At 65.8% G+C, this 25,136-nt stretch carries 26 protein-coding genes; 15 read left to right on the forward strand and 11 right to left on the reverse strand.

What is annotated here, in order from left to right; all coding sequences use genetic code 11:
* Nucleotides 1-41 precede the first annotated feature (41 nt).
* Nucleotides 42-824 (forward strand): cyclase family protein, encoded by a 783-nt coding sequence (locus tag ACH2CY_RS16280; protein WP_395020361.1) that lies wholly within the window; start codon nt 42-44, stop codon nt 822-824.
* A gap of 3 nt (nt 825-827) precedes the next feature.
* Here the strand turns inward: ACH2CY_RS16280 and ACH2CY_RS16285 are convergent, their stop codons facing one another.
* From ACH2CY_RS16285 to ACH2CY_RS16295, 3 genes are read right to left on the reverse strand one after another with little or no spacing between them, the layout of a single operon-like run.
* Complete coding sequence (locus ACH2CY_RS16285) at nt 828-1,508, reverse strand: B3/4 domain-containing protein (RefSeq protein ID WP_395020362.1); 681 nt, start codon at nt 1,506-1,508, stop codon at nt 828-830.
* Between the two features lie 14 nt (nt 1,509-1,522).
* Nucleotides 1,523-1,948: a hypothetical protein gene (locus ACH2CY_RS16290; protein WP_395020363.1), complete on the reverse strand. Its 426-nt coding sequence runs from the start codon at nt 1,946-1,948 to the stop codon at nt 1,523-1,525.
* Between the two features lie 30 nt (nt 1,949-1,978).
* A complete protein-coding gene (locus tag ACH2CY_RS16295; protein ID WP_395020364.1) occupies nt 1,979-2,584 on the reverse strand; it encodes a helix-turn-helix domain-containing protein in 606 nt (201 codons plus the stop codon).
* A gap of 108 nt (nt 2,585-2,692) precedes the next feature.
* On the opposite strand from ACH2CY_RS16295, the gene ACH2CY_RS16300 reads away from it, so the two are divergent.
* The gene (locus tag ACH2CY_RS16300) at nt 2,693-3,337 is read left to right on the forward strand and encodes an FMN-binding negative transcriptional regulator (protein ID WP_395020365.1); all 645 of its coding nucleotides are present in this window, start codon (nt 2,693-2,695) and stop codon (nt 3,335-3,337) included.
* Between the two features lie 18 nt (nt 3,338-3,355).
* Here ACH2CY_RS16300 and ACH2CY_RS16305 read toward each other — a convergent pair whose 3' ends face one another.
* On the reverse strand, nt 3,356-4,021 hold the full coding sequence (locus ACH2CY_RS16305; protein WP_395020366.1) for an O-methyltransferase: 666 nt from the start codon (nt 4,019-4,021) through the stop codon (nt 3,356-3,358).
* A gap of 94 nt (nt 4,022-4,115) precedes the next feature.
* Between ACH2CY_RS16305 and ACH2CY_RS16310 the strand changes: the two genes are divergently transcribed.
* Nucleotides 4,116-4,754, forward strand: a complete 639-nt coding sequence (locus tag ACH2CY_RS16310) for a TetR family transcriptional regulator (RefSeq protein WP_395020367.1) — start codon at nt 4,116-4,118, stop codon at nt 4,752-4,754.
* On the opposite strand, the gene ACH2CY_RS16315 is transcribed toward ACH2CY_RS16310, so the two are convergent.
* The 3 genes from ACH2CY_RS16315 to ACH2CY_RS16325 form a co-directional block, all read right to left on the reverse strand.
* Entirely contained in the window at nt 4,721-5,008 is a 288-nt protein-coding gene (locus tag ACH2CY_RS16315) for a hypothetical protein (RefSeq protein WP_395020368.1), read from the reverse strand. The two genes, ACH2CY_RS16310 and ACH2CY_RS16315, sit on opposite strands and share 34 nt — an antisense overlap.
* Nucleotides 5,009-5,299: 291 nt before the next feature.
* The gene (locus ACH2CY_RS16320; protein WP_395020369.1) at nt 5,300-5,776 is read right to left on the reverse strand and encodes a tetratricopeptide repeat protein; all 477 of its coding nucleotides are present in this window, start codon (nt 5,774-5,776) and stop codon (nt 5,300-5,302) included.
* Nucleotides 5,777-5,821: 45 nt separating this feature from the next.
* Nucleotides 5,822-6,496, reverse strand: coding sequence for a sulfite oxidase-like oxidoreductase (locus ACH2CY_RS16325; RefSeq protein ID WP_395020370.1), 675 nt, complete (start codon nt 6,494-6,496; stop codon nt 5,822-5,824).
* A 234-nt stretch (nt 6,497-6,730) separates the two neighbouring features.
* On the opposite strand from ACH2CY_RS16325, the gene ACH2CY_RS16330 reads away from it, so the two are divergent.
* From ACH2CY_RS16330 to ACH2CY_RS16350, 5 genes are all read left to right on the forward strand, one after another.
* A complete protein-coding gene (locus ACH2CY_RS16330) occupies nt 6,731-10,207 on the forward strand; it encodes an FAD-dependent oxidoreductase (protein WP_395020371.1) in 3,477 nt (1,158 codons plus the stop codon).
* A 272-nt stretch (nt 10,208-10,479) separates the two neighbouring features.
* On the forward strand, nt 10,480-12,651 hold the full coding sequence (katG, locus tag ACH2CY_RS16335; RefSeq protein ID WP_395020372.1) for a catalase/peroxidase HPI: 2,172 nt from the start codon (nt 10,480-10,482) through the stop codon (nt 12,649-12,651).
* 68 nt (nt 12,652-12,719) lie between these two features.
* Nucleotides 12,720-13,337 carry a glutathione S-transferase family protein gene (locus tag ACH2CY_RS16340; RefSeq protein WP_395020373.1) on the forward strand — a complete coding sequence of 206 codons (618 nt, stop codon included), beginning with the start codon at nt 12,720-12,722 and terminating at the stop codon, nt 13,335-13,337.
* 235 nt (nt 13,338-13,572) lie between these two features.
* Nucleotides 13,573-14,073: a PAS domain-containing protein gene (locus ACH2CY_RS16345; protein ID WP_395020374.1), complete on the forward strand. Its 501-nt coding sequence runs from the start codon at nt 13,573-13,575 to the stop codon at nt 14,071-14,073.
* A 20-nt stretch (nt 14,074-14,093) separates the two neighbouring features.
* A complete protein-coding gene (locus ACH2CY_RS16350) occupies nt 14,094-14,669 on the forward strand; it encodes a PAS domain-containing protein (protein WP_395020375.1) in 576 nt (191 codons plus the stop codon).
* Here ACH2CY_RS16350 and ACH2CY_RS16355 read toward each other — a convergent pair.
* A complete protein-coding gene (locus ACH2CY_RS16355) occupies nt 14,666-15,412 on the reverse strand; it encodes a hypothetical protein (RefSeq protein ID WP_395020376.1) in 747 nt (248 codons plus the stop codon). The two genes, ACH2CY_RS16350 and ACH2CY_RS16355, sit on opposite strands and share 4 nt — an antisense overlap.
* A 335-nt stretch (nt 15,413-15,747) precedes the next feature.
* Here ACH2CY_RS16355 and ACH2CY_RS16360 point away from each other — a divergent pair, with 335 nt between their 5' ends.
* The 6 genes from ACH2CY_RS16360 to ACH2CY_RS16385 all read left to right on the forward strand — a co-directional run bounded on the left by ACH2CY_RS16360 (nt 15,748) and on the right by ACH2CY_RS16385 (nt 21,419).
* Nucleotides 15,748-16,362 carry a DUF1638 domain-containing protein gene (locus tag ACH2CY_RS16360; protein WP_395020377.1) on the forward strand — a complete coding sequence of 205 codons (615 nt, stop codon included), beginning with the start codon at nt 15,748-15,750 and terminating at the stop codon, nt 16,360-16,362.
* 12 nt (nt 16,363-16,374) lie between these two features.
* A complete protein-coding gene (locus tag ACH2CY_RS16365) occupies nt 16,375-16,677 on the forward strand; it encodes a virulence factor (RefSeq protein ID WP_395020378.1) in 303 nt (100 codons plus the stop codon).
* Nucleotides 16,678-16,680: 3 nt separating this feature from the next.
* A complete protein-coding gene (locus tag ACH2CY_RS16370; protein ID WP_395020379.1) occupies nt 16,681-17,220 on the forward strand; it encodes a methylenetetrahydrofolate reductase C-terminal domain-containing protein in 540 nt (179 codons plus the stop codon).
* Nucleotides 17,217-18,248, forward strand: a complete 1,032-nt coding sequence (locus ACH2CY_RS16375) for a methylenetetrahydrofolate reductase (RefSeq protein WP_395020380.1) — start codon at nt 17,217-17,219, stop codon at nt 18,246-18,248. The genes ACH2CY_RS16370 and ACH2CY_RS16375 overlap by 4 nt, the downstream gene beginning before the upstream one ends.
* Nucleotides 18,249-18,268: 20 nt before the next feature.
* Entirely contained in the window at nt 18,269-19,216 is a 948-nt protein-coding gene (locus ACH2CY_RS16380; RefSeq protein WP_395020381.1) for a methyltetrahydrofolate cobalamin methyltransferase, read from the forward strand.
* A 142-nt stretch (nt 19,217-19,358) separates the two neighbouring features.
* A complete protein-coding gene (locus ACH2CY_RS16385; protein ID WP_395020382.1) occupies nt 19,359-21,419 on the forward strand; it encodes an ASKHA domain-containing protein in 2,061 nt (686 codons plus the stop codon).
* Between the two features lie 19 nt (nt 21,420-21,438).
* Here the strand turns inward: ACH2CY_RS16385 and ACH2CY_RS16390 are convergent, their stop codons facing one another.
* The gene (locus tag ACH2CY_RS16390) at nt 21,439-22,338 is read right to left on the reverse strand and encodes a hypothetical protein (protein ID WP_395020383.1); all 900 of its coding nucleotides are present in this window, start codon (nt 22,336-22,338) and stop codon (nt 21,439-21,441) included.
* 295 nt (nt 22,339-22,633) lie between these two features.
* Between ACH2CY_RS16390 and ACH2CY_RS16395 the strand changes: the two genes are divergently transcribed.
* Nucleotides 22,634-22,972: a hypothetical protein gene (locus ACH2CY_RS16395; RefSeq protein WP_395020384.1), complete on the forward strand. Its 339-nt coding sequence runs from the start codon at nt 22,634-22,636 to the stop codon at nt 22,970-22,972.
* A gap of 6 nt (nt 22,973-22,978) precedes the next feature.
* On the opposite strand, the gene ACH2CY_RS16400 is transcribed toward ACH2CY_RS16395, so the two are convergent.
* Complete coding sequence (locus ACH2CY_RS16400; RefSeq protein WP_395020385.1) at nt 22,979-24,166, reverse strand: cytochrome P450; 1,188 nt, start codon at nt 24,164-24,166, stop codon at nt 22,979-22,981.
* A 93-nt stretch (nt 24,167-24,259) separates the two neighbouring features.
* Complete coding sequence (locus ACH2CY_RS16405) at nt 24,260-25,078, reverse strand: hypothetical protein (RefSeq protein WP_395020386.1); 819 nt, start codon at nt 25,076-25,078, stop codon at nt 24,260-24,262.
* Between the last annotated feature and the right edge of the window lie 58 nt (nt 25,079-25,136).

A 25,136-nucleotide genomic window follows, 5' to 3' on the forward strand; every position in this document is an offset into this window, starting at 1 on the left:
AGAGTGGCGCCGGAATCGTTGTAACAGCACTGGGCGCCAGAATGAACACGGCATCGCCGCTCGCCGATATCGGTCTATGGTCGCTGCTGCAGCGGCTGCGCGGCCAGCGCTGGGTCGATCTCACCCACACCTTCTCCGCCACGACGCCGCATCACCCGAGCTTCCGACCGGCCGAGCTCAGGAAAACCGTCGACCACGAGGACCTGATCGACGGCCAGCGCGCCGGATTCATGACCCATGAATACCGCTTCGCCGGGCAATGGGGCACGCACGTGGATCCGCCGGTGCACTACCATGCCGGCCTCCGCTATCAGGACGAGATCCCGGTCGCGGAGATGCTGCTGCCCCTGGTGGTGCTGGATATCTCCGCGCGCGCCGCCACCGACCCCGACAGCTGCGTGACGCTCTCCGACGTCGCGGCCTGGGAAGCACGCTGCGGCAGGATCCCGGAAGGCGCCTTCGTCGCCTTGCGCAGCGACTGGTCGAAGCGCTGGCCGGACCAGGCGCGGATGCTGAACGCCGACCGGGAAGGCATCAGCCATTTCCCCGGCTGGTCCCTGCCGGTCCTGAAGCTGTTGTTCGAGGAACGCGCGATCTGCGCCTGCGGCCACGAGACCACCGACACCGATCCCGGCATCGCGTCCAGCCGCGGCGACTATGGGCTGGAACGCTACGTGCTGGGGCGGAACTGCTGGCAGATCGAGATGCTGGCCAATCTCGATCAGGTGCCGGAGGCGGGTGCCTTGATCGTCGCCACCTGGCCCAAGGCCGAGAAGGGCTCCGGCTTCCCGGCGCGCGTCTTCGCGATCTGCCCGGAAGCTTGAGTATCAGGCTGCCGTGATGAGCTGCGCCTCGATCCGCGCCTGCGGTGACATCTCCTGCAAGCCGGCGACCAGCCGGTCGCTCGCCTCTTGCAGCGCCTCGAGCGGCATCGGGGCGAGGCTCTCCAGGATGAACCACATCCGGCGCGCATCCCCGTTCAGCCGCGTGCGCACGCCTTGCCGCCAGTTCCAGCGCCGGCAGGTGACGCCGTTGTCGTCGCGCCAGACCACCTCGCCGGGTTCCGGTGCTTCGATCGCCGGGTTGCCGTCCTTCATCGTGTCGAAGAGTTCCGACCCGTCGGCGATGGTCAGCCGCGGTAGCCCGGCATAGGCGTCGAGATTCTCGCCGCCGACCGGCACGGCATAGCGCAGGCTGATCGCGTTATAGAGGTCGACCACCGGGTTGACCCGCGGCAGCGCGCCGTCGCGCAGGAAGCGCTTGCGCAGCGCTTCGGCCGAGCAGGGCGTGCGCTGCGGCTTGGCGCCGAACTTCTGGAAGACCTGCGCCCAGGCGGCGAGGTGCGGCTGGGCCCAAGCCGGCTCGCCCCCGGCCGCGGCACGATAGGCCTCCGCAAGCGCCGCTTCCGCCGCCGCGCCGCTGACCGGCGCGCCGGTCTCCATGACAATGCTCATGGCGCGGAAATCCGGCGCCAGCGCGGCGATGCGCGGGTCGATGGATGCCATCATTTCGAATGTCCCTGTCATCGCTTGATCACCACCAGCCCGGCGCCCGCCAATGCCAGCGCCAAGCCGGCGAGCTGCCAACCGTTGAGGCTTTCGCTGAACAGCAGCAGGCCGAGGACCGCCAGCAGGATCACGGTCGAGGTGCTGGCCACGCTGAAGGCGGTCCCCACCGACCAGCCGTGCCGGTAGGCCAGGAGATAGCCGATCTCGATGCCGACCACCGAGGCCGCCAGCAGCAGGGTCGGCCAGCTGAGCAACGGCTTCAGGTCGGCGGTCGTCATCGGCTTCGCGCCGACCACGGAGAGGCCGACGCAGGAAAGCGTGGCCATCGCGTAGACGATCGCCAGCAGCAGGAAAGGCCGGTTGCCCGACGGCACCGCTTTGAGGGCGATGTGATAGAGGACCTGCGACAGGATCACGATGGAGATGCTGAGGGGATACATATCGGCTCGGCTTCAGGCTTTCTCGGGGCTTCAGGCTTTTGCCGCGTTCTCGTAGACCACCATCGCGAAGCGGAGCTTCTTCTTGCCGTGGCAGGCATAGGAATGGGCGCAGTCGGTCCGCGCCGAGGCCGCCGCTCCGGCGCCGACCAGGTGGACTTGGCCGTCGATCTCCAGCGCGAGCGTGCCCTCGATCACGTTCAGCAGCTCCTGCGTGCCCGCGGGATGCGGGCGCGATTCGAATTTCTCGCCGGGCAGCATGCTCCACTCCCAGAGCTCCAGCATGTCCGGACCTTCCGACCCCACCAGCAGGGTCGCCGCGCCGCCCTTCGACCCCTGCCAGAGAACCGGCGCGCTGCCCGGTGCCACGATCCGGACCGCGCGGTGCGGATGGTCGCCGCCGTCCACCAGGTCGGCGACCGAGACGCGCAAGGCCGCCGCCAGCTTGCACAGGGTCGAGATGCTGGGATTGGCGCGGCCCTGCTCGATCTGCACCAGCATGCCCTTGCTGATGTCGCTGCGCGCCGCGAGCGCGTCGAAAGTCAGCTGGTTGCTCTTCCGGAGCGACGCGACCCGGCGCGCGATCGCCTCATTCATCGCGTCGCCGGTCTCAGGCTGGTTGGGTTTCGCGTTAGTCATTATATTGACCTCATCAGTCAATATAAGTATCAATTTCCAGGGCCTGTCAATGCCGCGCGAAAGCATGCTGGAATCGCGCCCCTATGCCCGACGCCGAAGGAATCGACCATGTATGTACCCGCGCATTTCGACGAACCCCGGGCCGAGGTGCTGCACGCGCTGATCGAGAAGGCGCCGCTCGGCATCCTGTTCACCAACGGCAAGAGCGGCATGGATGCCAACCATCTGCCGTTCCACCTCAGCCGGGATGAGGGGCGCGCCGGCGTCCTGCATTGCCATGTCGCGCGCGCCAACCCGGTCTGGCAGGACATCGCCAGCGGCGATGAGGTGCTGGTCGTGTTCCGGGCGGCGGACGCCTATATCTCGCCGAACTGGTATCCGAGCAAACGGGAGTTCAAGAAGCAGGTGCCGACCTGGAACTACCGGGTCGCGCATGTGCACGGCCGCGCCACGATCCGCGACGACGAGCGCTATGTGCGCAAGGTGATCGCACGCCTCACCAAGACGCATGAGTCGCCACAGGCCAATCCCTGGAAGATGAGCGACAGCCCCCGGGACTTCATCGACATGATGGTGAAAAACATCGTCGGCATCGAGGTCGAGATCACCCGGCTGGTCGGCAAGCTGAAGCTCAGCCAGAACAAGGAGACCCGCGACATCCTCGAGGCCGGCGAGACCCTGAAGCGCCGCGGCGACGTGGCGATCGGCGAGGCGATGCTGGCGGCGGGCGCGGCCAAGGCCGAGCAGGGCTAGCGTCGCGCGCCCCTCGCCCTAGACCAGCCGCATCGAGACCTCGACGTCGCCGCCGAACGGCGTGGACATGTAGCCCAGCGCCGCCGAGCGGACCCGCGCGAGGTAATCGGGGCTGTATTCGGCATTGTCGGCGACGATGAAAGCGCCGGGCCGCAGCCGGCTTTCCACCAGGCCGAGGATCTCCGGATAGAGCGCCTTGGCGCCGTCCAGCAGCAGCAAATCGATGCTGTCGGGAAGATCGCGGCTGAGGGTCTGAAGCGCATCGCCTTCGCGGATCTCGACCAGGTCGATGACGCCGCCGGCGGTCAGGTTCTCGCGCGCCCGCGCCGCCTTGCCGGGTTCGAACTCGCTGGTGATCAGCCGGCCGCCGCCGTTGTCCTGCAAGGCCGCGGCGAGATGCAGGGTCGAGATCCCGAACGAGGTGCCGAACTCGACGATGCTGCGCGCGCAGGAGCTGCGCGCCAGCATGTAGAGCAGCCGCCCGGTCTCGCGCGAGACCGCGAGCGGATAATCCTTCAGGGCGGCGTAGAAGTCGCGATACTCGGTCTTGCTGCGCATCAATCGCCCGCGCTCCTCGGCGGAGACGTGGGCAAAGGCCGGGCTGGTCGCCGGCGAGGAAGCTTCGACCTCGTCGAACAGCCGCTCGAGGAGCAGGGCGAAGGGATAGCTGGTGAGCGTGGCCATGGCGGTCTCCGGTCTTGGGGTCGGCGCGGTATTGCGCCGCCGAAGAAATACGAATAATCCTTCATGTTTCCAATTCGCATTGCCGGAGCCCAGCATGCCGACCCGCCGGAACCCGCGGATTTCCTCGCGAAAGCAGCCGCAACAGGCCCGCTCCGCCGACCTGGTCGCGGCGATCCTGGAGGCGGCGGTTCAGGTTTTGGCGAAGGAAGGTGCCGCGCGTTTCACCACCGTGCGGGTCGCCGAGAAGGCCGGCGTCAGCGTCGGCTCGCTCTACCAGTATTTCCCCAACAAGGCGGCGATCCTGTTCCGGCTGCAGAGCGACGAATGGCGCCAGACCACCGACCTGCTGCGCCGCATCCTCGAGGATCAGCGCCGGCCGCCGTTGCAGCGGCTGCGCGTCCTGGTGCACGAGTTCATCCGTTCGGAATGCGCGGAGGCCGCGGTCCGGGTGGCGCTCGACGACGCGGCGCCGCTCTACCGCGACGCGCCGGAAGCCAAAGCCGCGAAGGCTTCCGGCGAGCGCACGATCCAGCGCTTCATGCAGGAGGCGCTGCCGAAGGCCTCACCCGCCACGCGCGCGACGGCCGGCGAGCTGATCAAGACCACACTCAGCACAGTCGGCAAGGAATTCTCGGAAAAGCCGCGCAAGGCCACGGAGATTGCGGCCTACTCGGAGGCGATGTCCGATATGTTCTGCGCTTATCTCGGCAGTCTCGCCCGCTCGGTGGGATAGTTGGTGCCGGGAGCATCGGCGTGGCTCTGGAGATCTTCCCCGGCCCGCGATGCCTGCTCGTCGCCCAGGGGATCGTCGGTAACCGAGTCGCCGAACCACCAGACCACCAGCCAGAGCAGCACGAAGCCCACGGCGATCCAGATCAGGTAGCTCCAGGCCGGCAGGTCCGCAGCCCGGGCGCCGAAGGTGCCCAGCACGATGACAAGCCCCAGCAGGGCGGTGCCGATCAGCTTCGTTTTAGGCGAGGCAGGCATCTTCACTCTCGGTCTGGTCGGCCAGGCGCACTGCCCCGGCCGGGTCCGAGTTTCACTCCCGCTTCCGTAATATTTCCGCAATTAGACAAATAACGCTTGAGCGCGTGGATCTAGTCCACACGCGAGAGCGAAATCTCCGAAAAATGGTAAAGACCCCCAGTTGGGGGAAATCGCTCGGGAAAAAAGTCAGGCGCCGGCTTGATCCGCCGGCGCCCCGCACGCCTTCAGTCGAGTGAAGAGCGTCCTCCCAGACGGCCCCGCTTCTTGACGGCGGGGCTGCCCAAACTCCGCTTAATTGCTGGCCACGATCTTGGCTTCCAGCTCCTTAGCTTCCTCGCAGCTGCCGCAGGCCTTCTTCAGCACGGCGAGGCGCTCCTTGGCCTCGGCCGGCATCTTCATCTCGACATAGAGTTCGCCGAGATATTCGTTGGCGCCGAGATGGTCCGGCTCCATGGCCAGGGCTTGGTTGTAATAGTCGAGCGCGGTCTTCTGGTCGCCGCTCTTGCGATAGGAGTAGCCGAGCAGGTTCAGCGCATCGGCATAGGCGCCCTTGTCCTTGATCAGCTTCTGCAGGATCGGGATCGCGTCCGAATATTCCTCGTCGTCGATCAGCTCCTTCGCCTTCTTGTAGGGATCGGGCTGCGCGTTGTCGTCATCCGAGCTGCCCATGGCCCAAGCTTGTCCGAATAGGGCGGAGCCGGTGATGAGCAGGACCGCGGCGAAGCCGGCGATACCCGTGGCGAACCCTGTGATGATGTTGCGTGTCATGTTCTGCTCCTTCAATTGAAGACTCCCGACCCCAATTCAAATCACTTATCCGTAACGCTGCTCGCGCCAAGGGTCGCCGTGGTTGTGATAGCCGCGCTCTTCCCAGAAGCCCGGCTGGTCGCCGGCGTGGAACGCGATGCGCTTCACCCATTTGGCACTTTTCCAGAAGTAGAGCTGCGGCACCACCGCCCGCATCGGGCCGCCATGCTCGAGGGTGAGCGGCTCGCCGTTCCAGTGGGTGGCGAGCAGCGCGTCTTCGACCGCGAATTCCTCCAGCGGGAGGTTGCTCGTGTAGGTATCGTAGCTGTGCAGGGTAACGAAGCGCGCCTCGGGTTTCGGCTGCACCCGCGCCAGCAGGTCCCGCACCGCGACGCCGCGCCAGCGATTGTCGAAGCGCGACCAGGCGGTCACGCAATGGATGTCGCTCTCGACATCGGTCTGCGGCAGATCCTGGAACGCGGCCCAGTCGAGCCGCATCGGTTGCTCGACCAGGCCATCGACCTGGAGCCGCCAGCGGTCGAGCGGGATGTTCGGCTTCACGCCGAGATCGAGCACCGGCCAGGCGGCGGTCTTGCGCTGGCCCGGCGGCAACCGGTCTTCCTCGCGATGTGAGGGTCGGCCGGTCAGCAGCCGGCCTTCCTCGGCCCAGCGCTGTTTGGTCGCGATCAGCTTGTCCTTGAAACTGCCCTTGGTGTCCTGGGGGGAGCCGCCGTCGTTCATGCCGTCATCCGCCGCGTGGTTGCCCGAAGTATTTGGAATCCCGCTCGAAAGGCCAAGGCTCGCAACCTGACATCAAGCGGAATTGAGATACCCCTTCCGCTCGGGTTATACTAACTTTCAGTGTTGATTTAACTGACGGACTTTCCTTGCCTTTCCGAAATTCAGCCGGTAGAACCGAATCGGACCGCAGCGGCTATTTACGCTCGCCTGCCTGTAATTAGTGACGTGGTTGTGATGTCCGAACTTCGCCTGGCGCATGGACTGCGCTTCGAGGACCTCTACGAGCCTGCCGGCCTCGCGGCGGTCGACTCTCACTTCATCGCCGGCCTGAAGGCCGGGGACGAGGGCCTCGCCGGCCGTCTGCTCGCCGCGCGCGCCGAACCCGCCGCACTCGACCAGAAGGCGGAATCGCAGCTCATCCTCGACCTCGCCGGCCATGTCGAGGATTTCGTCGGCGAACTCTTCGGCATCGAGACCGAACTCAAGGAGCTGCAGGCGCGACACAGCGACCTCGCGCCCTTGTTCACGGTGAAGCGCCTGTTCGTACAGCGCCGCGCCTTGAAGGCGCACCGCGAGCAGGAGGCGGAGACCTTCGACGGCGATGCCTTGCGGGCCGAATTGACCACGGCCTTCGGCGGCCAGTTCGACGAATTGACCTTCGCGCGCCATGTCGATCACTGGCTCGCCCACGAAGCCGATCATGCGCAAGAGCTCGACCTCGCCACCCGCTACGCCGCCTGGGCGGCGCAGAGCGAGGCTGGCAGGAAGCTCCACAAGAAGGGCGTGCTGTTCAAGGCGCCGCGCAAGATCGACCCGATGCACCTGGTGCATTTCGAGACCGAGCTCCGCCACGGCATTCCGATGGTGAAGCTGCCCGACGAGCATCTGCGCCGCCGCGAAGGCTTCGCCCTCACCGATATCGGCACCGATCTCAAAGGCGCGCTCGATCAGGCGAATTACTGCATCTGGTGCCATAACCAGGGCAAGGACAGCTGCTCGCGCGGCCTGACCGAAAAGGACGGCGCCTACAAGAAGAGCGTGTTCGGCGTGACCCTGGCCGGTTGTCCCTTGGACGAGAAGATCTCCGAGATGCACACCGCGAAGGCGAACGGCCAGCCTTTGGGCGCGGTCGCCATCATCGCCATCGACAACCCGATGATGGCGGCGACCGGGCATCGCATCTGCAACGACTGCATGAAAGCCTGCATTTACCAGAAGCAGGAGCCGGTCGACATCCCGCAGGCGGAAACCCGCAGCCTCAAGGACCTGCTCAACCTGCCCTGGGGCTTCGAGATCTACGGTCTGTTGACGCGCTGGAACCCGCTCAACATCCGCCAGCCCGTCGCCAGGACTGCCAGCGGCCGCAAGGTACTGGTGGTCGGCCTCGGCCCCGCCGGCTATACGCTGGCGCATTACCTGCTGAACCAGGGCCATACCGTGGTCGCGATCGATGGCTTGAAGATCGAGCCGCTGCCGCCGGCGCTCTCCGGCGTCGATGCCGCCGGCAAGCATGTGCCGTTCCAGCCGATCCGGACGTTCTCCGATCTGCAGGAGGATCTCGGCAACCGCGTGATGGCCGGCTTCGGCGGCGTCGCCGAATACGGCATCACCGTGCGCTGGGACAAGAACTTCCTCAAAGTCATCCGCCTGCTGCTGGAGCGCCGCAACAGCTTCTCGATGTTCGGCGGGGTCCGCTTCGGCGGCACCTTGACGCTCGACCAGGCGTTCGAGCTCGGCTTCGATCATGTCGCGCTGGCTTTGGGTGCGGGCAAGCCGACCCTGCTCGACCTGCCGAACGGCTTGGCCCGCGGCGTGCGCATGGCGTCGGACTTCCTGATGGCGCTGCAACTCACCGGTGCGGCGAAGACCGATTCCATCGCCAACCTGCAGCTGCGTCTCCCCGCCGTGGTGATCGGTGGCGGCCTGACCGCGATCGACACCGCGACCGAGGCGATGGCCTATTACCCGATCCAGGTAGAGAAATTCCTGCATCGCTACGAGACCTTGACCGCCGAGATCGGCGAGGCGGCTTTGCGCAGCGAATGGTCCAAGGCCGAGACCGAGATCGCCGACGAGTTCATCAACCATGCCCGCGCCATCCGCATGGAGCGCGACCGCGCGAAAATGGCGGGTGAGAAGCCGAAGCTCTCCGATCTCATCAACAATTGGGGCGGAGTCACGCTGGCCTATCGCCGCCGCCTGATTGATTCGCCGTCCTACACCTTGAACCACGAGGAGGTGGAGAAGGCGCTGGAGGAGGGGATCCGCTTCGCCGAAACGCTGACCCCCAGCGTGATCGACGTCGACCAGATGGGGCATGTGGAAGCGATCCGCCTGAAGGATGCCGAGGGCAAGCTGCATGTGCTGCCGGCCCGCGCCGTGCTGGTCGCGGCCGGCACCAAGCCCAACACCGTGCTGGCGCGCGAGGACGCGGAGAACTTCCCGCTCGACGGCCAGTATTTCCAGGCCGTCGATGACGACAATAACGTGGTGAAGCCGGAGCGGGTGGCCAAGCCCGACGAGGTCCGGGTCATCACCCGCTATCGCCCGGACGGCCGCGCCATCAGCTTCTTCGGCGATCTCCATCCCTCCTTCGCCGGCAACGTGGTGAAGGCGATGGGCAGCGCCAAGCAGGGCTGGCCGGTGATCCAGGCGGCGCTGGAGCGCCTGCCCGCGGCCGAAGGCAACGCCGATCACTCGGCCTTCCTCGCCGAGCTCAATCGTCGTCTGCGGGCGCGGGTGCGCGCGGTCAACCGCCTGACGCCGACCATCGTCGAAATCGTGGTCGAGGCGCCGCAAGCCGCGGCCAATTTCGAGCCGGGCGAGTTCTATCGCCTGCAGAATTTCGAGACCCTGTCGCAGCGCACGGCCGACACCACGCTGACCATGGAAGGCCTGGCGCTGACCGGCGCCTGGACCGACATCGACCAGGGCCTGGTCGGCTTGATCGTGCTGGAGATGGGCGGCTCTTCGGACCTCTGCGCCTGGCTGAAGCCCGGCGAGCCGGTGATCCTGATGGGCCCGACCGGCACGCCGACCGAAACGCCCTCCGGCGAGACCGTGCTGCTCGCGGGCGGCGGCCTCGGCAACGCGGTGCTGTTCTCGATCGGCCGCGCGCTCCGTGCGGCAGGCTCGAAGGTGCTCTACTTCGCCGGCTACAAGAAGCTGGTCGACCGCTACAAGGTGGCGGAGATCGAGGCCGCGGCGGATGTCGTGGTCTGGACCTCCGACGAGGCGCCGGGCTTCGCGCCGGCGCGGCCGCAGGACAAGATGTTCGTCGGCAACATCGTCGAGACCATGCTCGCCTACGCAGAGGGCCGGCTCGGCCCGACCGAGATCAAGATGCAGGATGTCGACCGCATCATCGCCATCGGCTCCGACGGCATGATGGCGGCGGTCGCCCGGGCGCGCCACGGCGTGCTGCAGGAATATCTCAAACCCCATCACCACGCAGTCGGCTCGATCAACTCGCCGATGCAGTGCATGATGAAGGAAATCTGCGCCCAGTGCCTGCAGACCCACCGCGACCCGGTGACCGGAAAGGAGACCGTGGTCTTCTCCTGCTTCAACCAGGACCAGAACCTCGACGCGGTCAACTTCGAGGCCCTGCGCTCGAGGCTGCAGCAGAACCGCGTCCAGGAAAAGCTCACCGTCGCCTGGATCCGCCACGCCCTCAAGGACGTCGCCAAGAGTGAGCGCAAGACGGCTTAAGCAGACCGGCTATTGAAAACTCTTTGACTCGTCATCCTCCGCGCAGGCGGAGGATCCACGAGTTTGCATCCGTCGCACGATAGAGACTCGTGAATGGTCGGCCTTCGCCGACCATGACGATTTGGTGGTGGCGGTAATCTAGCTTTTCCAGGATACGGGGCGCCATCAATCGACCCAGTCGATGGCTATGTCCCAGAAAGGCAATTGGACCGCTCCGCTGCCGAGGCGCAGCATCGCCCCAGGTTCAAACGCTGGCTGAAAGGGAGATCGTCATGGCGGCGGAACGGAAATGCCCGATGGGGCACGGCGCGCGTGCTCAGACCAACACCGATTGGTGGCCGAACCAGCTGAAGCTCAACGTGTTGCATCAGCATTCCGCGCGGGCCAATCCGATGGGCGAGGCCTTCGACTACGCGGCGGAGTTCAAGACTCTCGATCTCGACGCGCTGATCAAGGATCTCAGAGCGCTGATGACCGACAGCCAGGATTGGTGGCCGGCGGATTTCGGCCATTACGGCCCGTTCTTCATCCGCATGGCCTGGCACAGCGCCGGCACCTACCGGGTTCAGGACGGCCGCGGCGGGGCCGGGGCGGGCGACCAGCGTTTCGCGCCGCTCAATTCCTGGCCCGACAACGTCAACCTCGACAAGGCCCGCCGCCTGCTCTGGCCGATCAAGGCGAAGTATGGCCGCAAGATCTCCTGGGCCGATCTCCTGATCCTGACCGGCAACGTCGCCCTGGAATCGATGGGCTTCAAGACCTTCGGTTTCGCCGGCGGCCGCGTCGATACCTGGGAGCCGGGCGAGGACATCTATTGGGGCCCGGAGGGCAAGTGGCTGGCCGATGAGCGCTACAGCGGCGAGCGCGATCTCGCCAACCCGCTCGCCGCCGTGCAGATGGGCCTCATCTATGTGAACCCGGAAGGCCCGAACGGCAACCCCGATCCGCTCGCCGCGGCGCGCGACATCCGCGACACCTTCGCCCGCATGGCGATGGATGACGAGGAGACCGTGGCGCTGATCGCCGGCGGCCACACCTTCGGCAAGACCCACGGCGCCGCCAATCCCGCCGAGCATGTCGGCCTGGAGCCGGAGGGCGCCGATATCGAGCTGCAAGGCCTCGGCTGGAAGAACAGTTTCGGCAAGGGCCATGGCGGCGACACGATCGGCAGCGGCCTCGAGGTCACCTGGACCACCACGCCGACCAAGTGGAGCAACAACTTCTTCTGGAACCTGTTCGGCTATGAATGGGAGCTGACCAAGAGCCCGGCCGGCGCCCATCAGTGGAAGCCGAAGCATGGCATGGGCGCCAACACCGTGCCCGATGCGCATGATGCGGCGAAGAAGCACGCGCCGCAGATGCTGACCACCGACTTGGCACTCCGCTTCGATCCGGCCTACGAGAAGATCTCGCGGCGCTTCATGGAGAATCCCGACCAGTTCGCCGATGCCTTTGCACGGGCCTGGTACAAGCTGACCCACCGCGACATGGGGCCGGTTGCCCTGCATCTAGGGCCCTTGAAGCCGAAGGAAGTGCTGATCTGGCAGGACCCGATCCCGGCGGCCAGCGGGCAGCCGATCAACGCCGAGGACATCGAGTCCCTGAAGGCCAAGCTCTTGGCCTCCGGTCTCTCGATCGCGCAGTTGGCGACCACCGCCTGGGCTTCGGCTTCCACCTTCCGCGGCTCCGACAAGCGCGGCGGCGCCAATGGCGCGCGCATTCGCCTCAGCCCGCAGAAGGACTGGGCGGTCAACCAGCCGGCCGAGCTTCAGAAGGTGCTCGGCAAACTGGAGGCGATCCAGAAGGAGTTCAACGCGAGCGCCGGCGGCAAGCAGCTGTCGCTGGCCGACCTGATCGTCCTTGGCGGTTCCGCCGCAGTCGAGGCGGCGGCGAAGCAGGGCGGCGTCGCGGTGACCGTGCCGTTTACGCCGGGCCGCACCGATGCCGGCCAGGACCAGACCGATGTCGACTCCTTCAAATGGCTGGAGCCGACCGCCGACGGTTTCCGCAACTATCTCCGCGGGCCGCAGCGGGTCTCGCCGGAAGAGCTGCTGGTCGATCGCGCGCAGCTGCTCACCCTCTCGGCGCCGGAGCTGACGGTGCTGCTGGGCGGGCTGCGCGCTCTCAACGTCGGCCAGCCGGCGCACGGTGTCTTCACCGCCAGGCCGGAGACCTTGAGCAGCGACTTCTTCGTCAACCTGCTTGACATGGGCACGGAATGGCAGAAGTCCGCGACTGAGGGCATCTATGAAGGCCGCGACCGCAAGACCGGCGCGGTGAAATGGACGGGAACGCGCGTCGATCTCATCTTCGGCTCGCATTCCCAGCTCCGGGCGCTGGCCGAGGTCTATGCCTCGGCGGATGCCAGGGAGAAGTTCGTGAAGGATTTCGTCGCGGCCTGGACCAAGGTCATGAACCTCGACCGCTTCGATCTGCAGCGATAGGGCGAAAAGCCCGTTTCGCGCCTGCCGGCGATCGCCAAACCTCTGCCTGAAAAGGTGGAGGTTAGGCGATGCTCAAATTCTTCTTCGGCCCGCAATCTTGCGCTCTTGCTTCGCATATCGCGCTGGAGGAAGCCGGCGCCAACTATGAAGCCGTCAAACTCGACCTCCGCGCCGGCGATCAGCGCAAGCCGGAATATTTGAAGGTCAATCCGAAGGGCCGGGTGCCGGCGCTGGTCACCGATCGCGGCATCCTCACCGAGAATCCGGCGATCCTCGCCTACATCGCGCAGACCCATCCGGGGAAGAAGCTGGCGCCGCTCGACGATGCCTTTGCGTTCGGGAAGATCCAGGCGTTCAACGCCTATCTCTGCGCCACCGTCCACGTCGCCCATGCGCATAAGCTGCGCGGCTATCGCTGGGCGGACCAGCAGTCTTCTTTCGACGACATGAAGCAGAAGGTGCCCGAGACCGTCGCCGCCTGCTTCGAGCTGATCGAGAACGAGATGTTGGAAGGGCCCTGGGTAGCGGGCGCGGACTTCTCCATCGCCGACCCCTATCTTTTCACGCTCTCGAGCTGGCTGGAGGGCGACGGCGTGGACCCCCAGCGCTTCCCCAAGGTGCTCGACCATCGAAACCGCATGGCGCAGCGTCCGGCTGTGCAGCGGGTCTTGCCGCTGCACCAATAGCGGAATCGACACGCGCCAATTCCCCGCATTCTGTCAGGCATTTCCCGGCGGCCTGGGGACATTATCCTGACTGCCGTGTCGGCGCCGACCGGCGCATGCTTGGGTCCGTGCCGGATTTAGTCCGGCGGCGGATCGGGTGAGTCGGTGGAGAACTCCGATGACGGACCTATTACCGAGAGCCATCAGCTGTGGAACGCAGGATGCCGACGCGCTGTGCTCCCGACCCGAAGAGGGGTTGGATTGCCGCGATGCGCGACTGCATTGCCTGTTCGCCAGCTGGATGAGCCTGCGCGGCGGCCGGGCGATCCCGGATCGCAGCGCGCTCGACTGCGCCGCGATCTCGTCCTTGCTGCCTTATGTCTGGATCTGCAGGTTGGCAGCGGAGACCGGCCGTTTCCCCTTCCGCCTGGCAGGTGATGAAATCCGCTGGCTGCTGGGACGGCCGGTCTCCGGCGCCCATGCGGACGATCTGCTGCCCAATATCGCGGGGTCGATCAACGCCACACTCACTGCCGTCCTGCACCAGCCGGCCGTCTGCTACTTTCGCGGGCTGCTGCCGCATGCCGATCTGTTTTCGGTCGAGGCCGAGACTCTCGCTTTGCCGCTCGCCGACGGCGATCATGCGACGACGGTTCTGGCGGCAACGATCTTCGCTTGGCCATCGACGCGGGCGTCCAGCCAGGCGGCCTTTGCCGCGCAGCCGGGACCGATGCTGATCCCGGTTTCCGCCCTCTAGGCGCGGGAGGGCTTGCGGCGATGAGCAATGACGCCTCGACCATCATCTTCGCTCGGCCCGCGCTGGGGTCGGATGCCGCCGCACGGTGGATCTACGACGACGTCACCGAAGCGGAGGTGGTGCGCCGGATCGCCGCCAGTCACGACAGCGTGCGGTCGCTCTATGCCTATTGGCGGGGCCGGTCCAACGGGTGCGCGATGCCGAGCCGCGGCGACATCGACCCGGTGGATTTCCCGCGCCATCTCCCATCCGTGACACTCGTCGATGTGGTGCCGGACCAGCGGCGTTTCGTCTACCGCCTGGTCGGCACCCAGGAAGTCGCCGGTCGCGGCGGCGATCCAACGGGACAAGCGGTGGGTGATGCCTACTACGGCGAGAGCCGCGAAGCAGCGCTCGGCAGCTATGAATACGTGGTGCGCAGTTGTCGGCCGTTCTGCGTCCGCGATCCCTACACCACGGCGGACGGCTGGGAGGAGCAGGAGGATACCCTCTACCTGCCGCTCTCCGCGGATCGCACGAACGTCAACATGGTGCTGGTCTATACCCACTCCGCCACATTCCGCCCCAGGCTGATCAGCAAGCTGTTGCAAGCCTAAGGCATCGCCGGCGCGGCGCGGCGCCCGGCGAACCAGGCCAGCAGCCGGGTCAGCCCGAACATCGCGGCGGCCAAGACCAGCGCGAGCAGCAGCAGCGGAAAGGCGCAGAGCGCGACCATGACATAGGTCGCCATGAGCTCGTAAAGGATCAGAACCATCCAGAGCAAGGCGCAGAGCGCGACGCTCCACCAGGCCTGCACCGAATCCCGCTCGATGCGCCCGATCCGGCGCGTGACCGCGGCAATCAGCAACCAGGGCAGCAACATCGCGACCAGGCCCGGCCAGTTGCCGACGATCAGGACTGCGAAACCCAGGGCGACGCTCCACGGCGCCCAGTCCACGGCAAAACCGATCGGCGGCGTATCGTCGAACTCGGGGTAAGGGTTCAGATCGGCCGGGCTGTCCCAGGCAATCCGATCCGGATCGAGCCGCCAGGGCACGGGGATCGGCCCGTACAGAAAGACCCAGCAATATTCGACGCTCATGCAGAAGCTGACGACATTGCCGGCCACCGACGTCTTGGCGACGGTCGCGCCGGCTTCCGTCCGCAATTGGGCGCGCGCCGGGTCGGCAAAGAAAATGCCGTCTCCATACAGGATCTCCAGCGTCGCCGATCTTCCACCGCCGAAATCGAGCGTCTCCAGGGCTACCGTGTAGGGCCGGTGGGCAAAGGCCGGCTGGCCCAGCGAGACCAGGAGCGCCGCCGCGAGCAGGAGAACGAGGGCAGCGGGGCGACAGGTCACAGGGGGCAACTCCGGAGCGTTCGGCGCGGACGCTTTTTGGTCTCAAAACGCAGGGATTAAACGATCAATCGGGCAGAAGTCGGGCAATCTGCGCCCGGATTTATGGCGGTTTCCCAAGGGCCAGGGCGGCCTTGCCGCCGGGGCCGTTCATTAGAATCCGTTATATCGCGATGCAAAAAGAATGGTTTGAATGCGACGCCCAAGCCCACATGATAAGCGCTGGAGTTAGCGGGGTTTAAGGCCGGTCGCGGATCGGCTAGGCCCCGTCGCGGGCGTCGCAGTCCGGACAATTGCGCGCCGCTAGCAATAGACCGCCTGAACCCGAGGATTCCGCCGTGGCCGAAGTTGCCGCCAAGCCCAACCTGCTGATCGCCTGCGGCGCCCTCGCCCAGGAGATCGTGGCGTTGCAGCGGCTGAACCACTGGGAGAGCCGGCTCGAAGTGACCTGCCTGCCTGCGATCTGGCACAACACGCCGGAGAAGATTCCGGAAGGCGTGCGGCAGAAGATCAAGGCCGGCAAGGCGAAGTACGACCGCATCTTCGTGGCCTACGGAGACTGCGGCACCGGCGGCCAGCTCGACGAGGTCCTGAAGGAAGAGGGTGCGGAGCGGATCGAAGGCCCGCATTGCTACGAATTCTATTCCGGCAAAGCTGTCTTCGAGAAGATGATGGACGACGAGCTCGGCACCTTCTTCCTGACCGATTATCTCTGCCGGCATTTCGACCGGCTGATCTGGAAGGGCTTCGGCCTCGACCGCCGGCCGGACATGAAGGACATGGTGTTCGAGCACTACAAGAAGCTGGTCTTCCTCGCCCAGATCGAGGATGCCGGCTTGACCGAGCAGGCCCGCGAGATCGCGCGGCGTCTGGGCCTGGAGTTCGAGTATCGCCTGACCGGCTATGGCGAGCTCGCGACCTTCATGGCCGAAGCCGCAGACGCGACCCACTGAGGAACAAGAGAAATGGCGCAGTTGATTGTCGTCTACTGGCGGGACATCCCGGCTCAGATCAAGGTCAAGAAGAGCCGCCGCGAAGAGGCGAAAGTCGTGCTGAACGAGCGCTTCGAAAAGGCGATCGATCGCGCCGCGATGAAGGCGAATCTTCGAGACACCGACTCCTATCTCGCCGAATGGCGCCAGGTGCCGCTCGGCGAGGTCGGCGACGACCTGCAGGCCATCGCCGACGCCAAGGCCAAGGAGATCGAAACCGAGTTCGACGAGGCGAAGCTGAACGCGCTGGTCGATGCCGGCGGAAAGGCTGCCTGAGACATGTACGCCGTCCGCCTCTGGTCGGTCCGCCACGCCCGTGGCCTCAACCGCTTCTACACCGCCTTCGAGAAGGTGATGGTGGCGCTGCACCCGCTCTGGAACAAGATCGGCTACGAGAAGCTCGAAGCACCGTTCCAGAAGCTGGAGAAGGCCTCGAAAGGCTTCCTGTTCGACTGCCAGATGTGCGGGCAATGCGCGCTCTCCTCGACCGGCATGTCCTGTCCGATGAACTGCCCGAAGACCTTGCGCAACGGTCCCTGCGGCGGCGTCCGCCCGAACGGCCATTGCGAGGTGAAGCCCGAGATGAAATGCGTCTGGGTGCAGGGCTGGCAGGGCGCGGCGCGCATGGATGACGGCCTCGAGAAGATCCGCAACGTGCAGCACGCCGTCGATAACAGCATCAAGGGCAAGTCGGCCTGGCTCCGCGTCGTGCGCATGACCAAGAAAGTGGGTGAGTTCGCGCCGAAGCCGGTGAAAGCGCCTGCTGCCAAGCCCGCGGCGCCGAAGGCCGAGACTCCAAAGGCGGAGAAGGCGGCATGAACCCTGACCTGCCGCCGCATTACGACCCGGGCGCGCCGCTCCCGAACCTGCCGGGCCATTCTTCGGGCGGAAGGCTGGAGCGCATCCTGCGCTCGGGCCGTTTCGCGGTGACCGCCGAATTGAATCCGCCCGACTCCGCCGACCCGCGCGACGTCTATGACCGCGCGCTGGTGCTCTCGGAAGTCTGCGACGCCATCAACGCCACCGATGCCAGCGGCGCCAACTGCCACATGTCCTCGGTCGGCATCTGCTCGCTGCTGACCCGCGCCGGCTATGCGGTGATCATGCAGATCTCCTGCCGCGACCGGAACCGGATCGCGATCCAGGGCGACGTGCTGGGTGCCGCCGCCATGGGGGTGCAGAACATCCTCTGTCTCACCGGCGACGGCGTGCAGGCGGGCGACCAGCCCCAGGCCAAGCCGGTCTTCGACTTCGATTCGACCTCGTTGCTGAACTGCATCGCCACGATGCGGGACAAGGGCCAGTTTCTCTCGGGCCGCAAGCTCACCACCCGGCCGCAGGTTTTTCTGGGTGCGGCCGCCAATCCCTTCGTGCCGCCGTTCGAATGGCGCGGGGTGCATATCGCCAAGAAGATCGCGGCCGGGGCGCAGTTTCTCCAGACCCAGTATTGCTACGACGTGCCGCTCCTGCGCCAGTTCATGGAGAAAGTGCGCGAGAACAAATTGCATGAAAAAGCGTTCTTCCTGGTCGGCGTCGGGCCTCTGCCATCGGCCAAGACCGGGCGCTGGATGAAGAACAACGTGCCGGGGGTGCATATTCCGGAACCCGTCCTGGAACGGATCGAGAAGGCCAAGGACCAGAAGGCCGAGGGCAAGCAGCTCTGCATCGATTTGATCCAGGAGATCTCCGAGATCGAGGGCGTCGCCGGGATCCACGTCATGGCCTACCGCCAGGAGGAGTTCGTGAACGAGATCATCCACGCTTCCGGCGTCATGAAGAATCGCAAGCCGCGCCGTGCGCCCCGGCCTGCCGAAAACGAATCGGCGCTCGTCGCCACCGCCAGTTAAGAGAGAAGGATTTCGACCCCATGACCGATACCGTCATCAGCTCGGCCACCAAGGAAGTGGTCATCGGCTTCGAGCGGCCGTTCTGTGTGATCGGCGAGCGCATCAACCCCACCGGGCGCAAGCTGCTGGCGGCGGAGATGGCCGCCGGCGACTACAGCCGCGTCAAGTCCGATGCCCTGGCCCAGGTCGAGGCCGGTGCGCATATGCTGGACGTCAATGCCGGCATCCCGCTGGCCGACGAGCCGAAGATCCTGGCCGAGACCATCCAGCTGGTGCAGTCGCTGACCGATACGCCGCTCTCGATCGACTCCTCGATCGTGGCCGCGCTCGAAGCCGGCCTCGCCGTCTACAAGGGCCGGCCGCTGCTGAACTCGGTGACCGGCGAGGAAGAGCGCCTCGAGGTCATCCTGCCGCTGGTGAAGAAGTACGATTGCGCGGTGATCGCGATCTCCAACGACGAGACCGGCATCTCCGAGGATCCGGACGTGCGGTTCGAGGTGGCGAAGAAGATCGTCAACCGCGCCGCGGATTACGGCATCCACTATTCCAGCATCGTGGTCGATCCGCTGGTGATGCCGATCGGCGCGCTCGGCCAGGCCGGCCAGGCCGCCTTCAAGCTGATCCGGCGCCTGCGCGAGGAGCTGAAGGTCAACACCAGCTGCGGCGCTTCCAACATCAGCTTCGGCCTCCCGAACCGCCACGGCCTCAACCAGGCCTTCCTGTCGATGGCGATCGGCGCCGGCATGACCAGCGCCATCATGAACCCGCTGCACGCCGAGGAGATGACCGGCATCATGGGCGCCGATACCTTGATGGGCCACGACGCCCATTGCGCCGCCTGGATCAAGAAGTTCCGCGAGCCCGCGCCGGAAGGCGATGCGGCCGGCGCCCGTGGCCGCCGCGAACGCACCGGCCGCCGCGGCGGCGGCGGTGCCGCCCCGGCCTCGACCGAAGGCGCACCGGCGTAAGGACATTCTAACGACGCAGTGATACATACCCCCACCCTAGCCCTCCCCCTGAAGGGGGAGGGAATTGCACCGAGCCTCTTCTCCCTCCCCCTTCAGGGGGAGGGCCGGGGTGGGGGGACGAAACACCGGTTGGATTGAGAGTATGGACACCGCAACGACCGAAAAGAACGGCACCACGAACGGCAACGGCAATGGGCAGGATCACCCGCTGATCGTGTTCATGCCGTCGGGCCGGCGCGGCCGCTTCGCGGTCGGCACGCCGATCCTGCAGGCCGCCCGCTCGTTGGGCGTCGATATCGATTCGGTCTGCGGCGGGCGCGGCATCTGCGGCCGCTGCCAGGTGGTGGTCTCGGAAGGCGAGTTCGCCAAGCTCGGCGTGACCTCGAAATCCGACCATCTCTCCGACTTCTCGGCGGTCGAGCAGCGCTACGGCGACAAGCGCGGGCTGAAGCCCGGCCGGCGGCTCTCCTGCTCGGCCCATGTGCTGGGTGATCTCGTCATCGACGTGCCCTCGGACAGCCAGGTGCACAAGCAGGTCGTGCGCAAGCGCGCCGAGATGCGCACCATCGAGCTGGATCCGGTCGTCACCCTGCATTACGTCGAGGTCGCCGAGCCCGACATGCACGACCCGACCGGCGACCTGCAGCGCCTGGAAAAGGCGCTCAAGGAGCAGTGGAAGCTCGAGAATCTCGACTGCGACATCCGCGCCATCCAGGGCCTGCAGCAGGCTTTGCGCAAGGGCGAGTGGAAGGTCACGGTCGCGGTCCATCTCGGCAAGCAGATCACCGCGGTCTGGCCGGGCTTCAACGACAAGGTCTATGGCCTTGCGGTCGACGTCGGCTCGACCACCATCGCCGGCCATCTTTGCGATCTCGCGACCGGCGACGTCGTGGCCTCTTCCGGCCTGATGAACCCGCAGATCCGCTTCGGCGAAGACCTGATGAGCCGGGTCTCCTACGTCATGATGAATCCCGGCGGCGATGTCGAGATGACCAAGGCGGTGCGCGAGGCGCTGAACGAACTCGCCACCAACGTGGCGAAGGAAGCCGGCTGCCCGATCGACAGCATTCTCGAATGCACCTTCGTCGGCAACCCGATCATGCACCACCTCTTGCTCGGGATTAACCCGATCGAGCTCGGCGGCGCGCCGTTTGCGCTCGCGACCGACGGGCCTGTGCAGATCTGGGCCTCGGAGATCGACCTCAAGATCCATCCCAATGCGCGGATCTATGTGCTGCCTTGCATCGCCGGCCATGTCGGCGCGGATACGGCGGGTGTGATCCTCTCCGAGTCACCCCACGAATCCGACGAGATGACCCTGATCGTCGATGTCGGCACCAATGCCGAGATCGTGCTCGGCAACAAATCGAAGCTGCTGGCGGCCTCCTCGCCGACCGGCCCGGCCTTCGAAGGTGCGCAGATCTCCTGCGGCCAGCGCGCCGCGCCCGGTGCCATCGAGCGCGTCCGCGTCGACCGCGCCACCCTGGAGCCGCGCTTCAAGGTGATCGGCTGCGACCTCTGGTCCGATCATCCGGACTTCAAGACCAAGACCGAGGGTCTCGGCGTCACCGGCGTCTGCGGCTCCGGCATCATCGAATGCCTCGCCGAGATGTATCTCTGCGGCATCATCACCCAGGACGGCGTGATCGACGGCGCCATGGCGGCGAAGTCGCCGCGGGTCCAGCAGGAAGGCCGCACCTTCTCTTACCTGCTGCATGACGGCGAGCCGCAGCTGAAGATCACCCAGAACGACGTCCGCGCCATCCAGCTCGCGAAAGCGGCACTCTATGCCGGCGCGCGCCTGCTGATGGACCGCATGGGCATCGACCGGCTGGACCGCATCACTTTGGCCGGCGCTTTCGGCAGCCATATCGACGTCAAATACGCGATGGTCCTCGGCATGATCCCGGATTGCGATCTCGCCAAGGTGACCTCCGCCGGCAACGCCGCCGGCACCGGCGCCCGCATTGCGCTCCTGAACCGGGCATCGCGCGACGAGATCGTCCGCGTGGTGAAGCAGGTCGAGAAGGTCGAGACCGCGGTCGAGCCGAAGTTCCAGGAGCATTTCGTCGGTGCGATGGCGATCCCGCACAAGACCGCGCCCTATCCCCACCTCGCCAAGGCGGTGAACCTGCCGGCGCCGAAGGAAGCCGCGCCGGTCGATGCCGGCGATGGCGCGCGACGCAGAAGGCGGCGCGGCTGAGGTCTTGGCGTTAAACGCTTCACTCGAAGCCCCGGGTTTCCGAAGGAAACTTCGCCGCGAGTTGTGACTTCAAGCCGATGGGCCATTCCGATTCGTTCGGATAGAAGCGCCATCCTTGGCTCGAAGGCATGGCAGCGAAGACACGCTCACGCTTTGCGTCGATCGCAAAGACGGCTGAGTCCCATGTGCGCGTCGCGGCCGCGCCGACGATCACGCCGTCACCGATTGTCTCGGTGCTTGAATAGCGATCAAAATAAGTTCGGAATTCTTCGAAGTTTCGGCCAAGGACAACCTTGAACGCTGCATAGACCCCAGCGTTCTCGAAGATGTCGGCTCCATCAGATCTTTCTGGCAACCAGCCCCAGTCCCTTTCGAGATCGGGGGCAAATTCCTCGATGGCCGGCGCTTCGAGTCCGCCTTTGAAGGTCCAGCGATAGATCAAGCCATCGCGTCGGATCCATGGCGGGAAGCGCACGACAATTTGGCCAGGTGTGACGATGAAGTCTGGATTCTCCCAGCAACCGTCATAGAACGGCTCGGTGGCGCCGAACGCGCCCGCCTTCGAAACCCAGGCGATGGCGTAACGCGTCCTGCAACCGAAGCCATTGCCGGCATTGTTGAGTTCCAGCACAACCGCATCCGCTTCGGCGCCGGTATATCGGCGACGCGGATTGACAATGGCGTCCTCGAGCAGGAGTCGGCCCTCGATGAGTACCTCTTCCTCGCCATCCGCGCAGTCTCCGCAGTTCGAGTTGCTGTCGCCGCGAACGATGGTCAGTGACTTGCTGCCAAGCGCAAAGGTCTGAGTGAAACCGGGCGTAAGCCTCTCCTGGGCGACGACAGGAGAATGCGGCGAGGCGAGGATCAGCGCAGCGGTTGCGCATAGGACCAATAAGGCAGTTGTTCGCGAGATTCCCATCCGCTCCCCCTCCTGCGAATTCTATCGAGGATTGCAGCAAAAGTGAGATGCTGTTGAGAAGGCGCGGGGGCAACAAATTCCTATCGCCGCACGGCATGCTGCTTGCGTTTCGACGCCGGCGCGCCGTGCTCCCGGTCATTCACATTTTCGCCGGATGACAAGGGCTTGGCGCGTATCGGCCTTGCAGCCGTGCCGCTCTCTCTCCGACCCGCGGGCAAATTTTGCCGATACCCGGCAGAATCTGCCCGATGAGCGGAAGCAGCGCGGCCGATCATGCGTTGAAAGGATGCCGCCCGTGCCCTCCACCCGTCATCCCAAATTCGGCCCGCCAAGCCGCGCGGCGGGCATGGCGCATGCCTATCGGTTGATGGTCGATGCCGTGCAGGCGGGCGACCTCGCCGCCGCGCGCCAGGCCTATGGCAGCATGATGGAGGGCCTGAGCCGCGTCGGCGTCGGTGCGGATGACACGCTGGCGAAGATCGGCATCTGCCTGCGCCAGGGCGATCTCGACACCGCCCGGCAGGTGCTTGACCGCCTGGAGAGCCGGGCGCTGCGCGTGCTGCGGGGATTGCGCGAACATGCCGACTTCGCGCGGCACGATGCGGCGCTGCAGCCGCTCGGCAAGCTGAACTGAAAGCGCTCAGTTCGGCGTGAAGGTGACGTGCAGCGCGGTCGGGGCGCGGAATTCCCAGCCGCGGAACTCCGGTTCCTTGCCGGGCACCAGTTTCAGGTCGGGCAGCCGTTCCAGCAGCGGTCGCAGCAGCAGCGGCATCAGTCGCTGCGCGAACCAGCGTCCGGCGCAGAAATGGCTGCCGAAGCCATAGGCGGCGTGGCCGGTCGAGCCGCGGCGGATGTCGAACGCATCCGGATCGGCATAGCGGCTCTCGTCGCGGCTGGCCGAGGAAAGCACCGAGGCCACCGGCGAATCCGCCGGGATGGTGACGCCGCCCAGCGTGACCGGTTCGGTGGTCTGGCGCATCTGGGTGCCGATCGGCGCCACCCAGCGGATGCCTTCATCGACGGCTTTCGGCAGCCAGCCGTCGAGATCCGCCTGCACCTCGCGCAGCTGCTCGGGATGGGTCAGCAGCCCGACCAGCACCGAGCCGGCGCCATGCCCCGGCTCCTGCATGCCACCCAGCAATGCCACCTTGATCGAGGGCAGCAGGAATTCGCGCGACCGTGTCTGCCCCGGCTCCATCCCGTCATGCAGCATATGCGAGAGCGCCGAGCCGTCCGGCTTGCGCTCGATCCGCTCGAACACCGGCAGGATCGCGGCATCGATCTCTGCGCTCGCCTTGGCGGCGATCGCCTGCTTCTTCGGGTCGTTCTCGTAATTCGCGGCGCCGATCGACAGGCCGTGGAACCAGCGCAGCAGGGTTTCGGGATCCGCTTCGCCGAAGCCGAGCGAGCGCGCCGTCGCGACGCTGGAGGCCGGCTCGAAATATTCCGACATCAGCTCGGCGCTGCCCTTGGACGCGATGCGGTCGAGATGCGCCGCGATGATCGGCTGCGCAAGATCGTCGATGTATTCGGCGACGGCGCGCGGCTTGTATTTGGTATCGAAGCCGCGGCGGAGCTCGCCATGGGCCGGGCCGTCGCAGGTCAGGATGGTCGGCGACCCCATGGTGCGATCGACCGGCGAAGTCGGCACCTCGGCCGCGAACAGCTTGGTGTTCTTGCTGACGAACTCGACGTCCGCCCAGCGGGTCACGAACCAGACATTGGCGGCCGGCACCCAGGCGACCGGCGCCTCGCGCCGCAGCCGCGCATAGATCGGATAGGGATCCGCCTCCAGCGCCTCGACGGTGATCTCGTCTGCAAAAGCCATCGCATCCTCCCATGGGGCTTTTTCGCAGCCCCTTGGACGGCAGGATAGCAAATCGTTCGATCTAGAACAATTCCGCCGCGGGCGACCGCCGCGCTATTGCGGCCACTGTTTCAGCTGTTCCTGCAGGCTGGCCGGCCATTGCTCCTGGGCGGGATAGAGCCGCGGCGCCTCGCCGCCGTCCTGCATCGCCACGAAAACGCGTTTGCCTGTGGGGTCGATGCCGATCAGCAGGTTGGTGGAATCTTCCGCGGAGTCGTCGAAGCAATCGCCGACGATGACGCCTTCGGGCGTCGCGTCCATCGGATCGCCCTTGCCGAAATAGTTGGTGAAGGTCTCGTAGTCGGGGCCGAGCAGCGCCTTGAACGCGGCCAGGACGTCGGCATTGTCCAAGGCTTCCCAGGGATATTTGCCGATCAGCGCGTTTGCATTCGCCCAGCTGGTGCCGGGCTTGGGCTGGAACGGCTCGGCGGCGGGCGGCTCCAGCCCCTTGGCGAAGGACCAGTGATAGACGGTGCCGTCGCGCCCGCCGATCGGCGGAAAGCGCACGGTGATGATGCCCTGGTCGGCGCTGGCCTCGGCATTGTCCGAGCAGGTGCCGAAGGGATCGGTGGCGACGGCTTTGCCGTCATCCACCGAAATCACCACGTAGTTTCCGGGGCAGCCGTTGCCGCCGTCGGAGACCAGCAGCACGGCGGCGCCGCGGCTGCCGTCGTCGAACGAGGTCTCGACCTCGATGAAGGCATCCTCTTCCAGGATCTCGCCGTCGATCTTCGCCTGCATCCGCTGCTCGCCGGTGGTCGCCAGTTCCAGCGTCTTGCCGCCGAGCTTGATCGCCGGCTGGTCCTGCTGCGCCAGCACCGGCGTGGCGACGGCGAGCAGACAGAGAAGCGGCGCGATCGACGTTGCACGCATGAACATACCCCTGGCGCGATTCCGGGCAGGGATTCTCACCGAACCGATGGCCGGGGAC

Source organism: Dongia sp. (assembly GCF_041905885.1).
Taxonomy (GTDB): Bacteria; Pseudomonadota; Alphaproteobacteria; order Dongiales; family Dongiaceae; genus Dongia.

Bases quoted from the DNA above. Each gene is read 5' to 3' on its own strand.
- ACH2CY_RS16365 (WP_395020378.1), top strand. From the start codon at position 16,375: ATGGCGCAGTTGATTGTCGTCTACTGGCGGGACATCCCGGCTCAGATC.
- ACH2CY_RS16310 (WP_395020367.1), top strand. From the start codon at position 4,116: ATGCCGACCCGCCGGAACCCGCGGATTTCCTCGCGAAAGCAGCCGCAA.
- ACH2CY_RS16285 (WP_395020362.1), bottom strand. From the start codon at position 1,508: ATGATGGCATCCATCGACCCGCGCATCGCCGCGCTGGCGCCGGATTTC.
- ACH2CY_RS16390 (WP_395020383.1), bottom strand. From the start codon at position 22,338: ATGGGAATCTCGCGAACAACTGCCTTATTGGTCCTATGCGCAACCGCT.
- ACH2CY_RS16315 (WP_395020368.1), bottom strand. From the start codon at position 5,008: ATGCCTGCCTCGCCTAAAACGAAGCTGATCGGCACCGCCCTGCTGGGG.
- ACH2CY_RS16385 (WP_395020382.1), top strand. From the start codon at position 19,359: ATGGACACCGCAACGACCGAAAAGAACGGCACCACGAACGGCAACGGC.
- katG (WP_395020372.1), top strand. From the start codon at position 10,480: ATGGCGGCGGAACGGAAATGCCCGATGGGGCACGGCGCGCGTGCTCAG.
- ACH2CY_RS16305 (WP_395020366.1), bottom strand. From the start codon at position 4,021: ATGGCCACGCTCACCAGCTATCCCTTCGCCCTGCTCCTCGAGCGGCTG.
- ACH2CY_RS16290 (WP_395020363.1), bottom strand. From the start codon at position 1,948: ATGTATCCCCTCAGCATCTCCATCGTGATCCTGTCGCAGGTCCTCTAT.
- ACH2CY_RS16280 (WP_395020361.1), top strand. From the start codon at position 42: ATGAACACGGCATCGCCGCTCGCCGATATCGGTCTATGGTCGCTGCTG.
- ACH2CY_RS16370 (WP_395020379.1), top strand. From the start codon at position 16,681: ATGTACGCCGTCCGCCTCTGGTCGGTCCGCCACGCCCGTGGCCTCAAC.
- ACH2CY_RS16400 (WP_395020385.1), bottom strand. From the start codon at position 24,166: ATGGCTTTTGCAGACGAGATCACCGTCGAGGCGCTGGAGGCGGATCCC.
- ACH2CY_RS16340 (WP_395020373.1), top strand. From the start codon at position 12,720: ATGCTCAAATTCTTCTTCGGCCCGCAATCTTGCGCTCTTGCTTCGCAT.
- ACH2CY_RS16350 (WP_395020375.1), top strand. From the start codon at position 14,094: ATGAGCAATGACGCCTCGACCATCATCTTCGCTCGGCCCGCGCTGGGG.
- ACH2CY_RS16405 (WP_395020386.1), bottom strand. From the start codon at position 25,078: ATGCGTGCAACGTCGATCGCGCCGCTTCTCTGTCTGCTCGCCGTCGCC.
- ACH2CY_RS16380 (WP_395020381.1), top strand. From the start codon at position 18,269: ATGACCGATACCGTCATCAGCTCGGCCACCAAGGAAGTGGTCATCGGC.
- ACH2CY_RS16300 (WP_395020365.1), top strand. From the start codon at position 2,693: ATGTATGTACCCGCGCATTTCGACGAACCCCGGGCCGAGGTGCTGCAC.
- ACH2CY_RS16295 (WP_395020364.1), bottom strand. From the start codon at position 2,584: ATGACTAACGCGAAACCCAACCAGCCTGAGACCGGCGACGCGATGAAT.
- ACH2CY_RS16330 (WP_395020371.1), top strand. From the start codon at position 6,731: ATGTCCGAACTTCGCCTGGCGCATGGACTGCGCTTCGAGGACCTCTAC.
- ACH2CY_RS16375 (WP_395020380.1), top strand. From the start codon at position 17,217: ATGAACCCTGACCTGCCGCCGCATTACGACCCGGGCGCGCCGCTCCCG.
- ACH2CY_RS16325 (WP_395020370.1), bottom strand. From the start codon at position 6,496: ATGAACGACGGCGGCTCCCCCCAGGACACCAAGGGCAGTTTCAAGGAC.
- ACH2CY_RS16320 (WP_395020369.1), bottom strand. From the start codon at position 5,776: ATGACACGCAACATCATCACAGGGTTCGCCACGGGTATCGCCGGCTTC.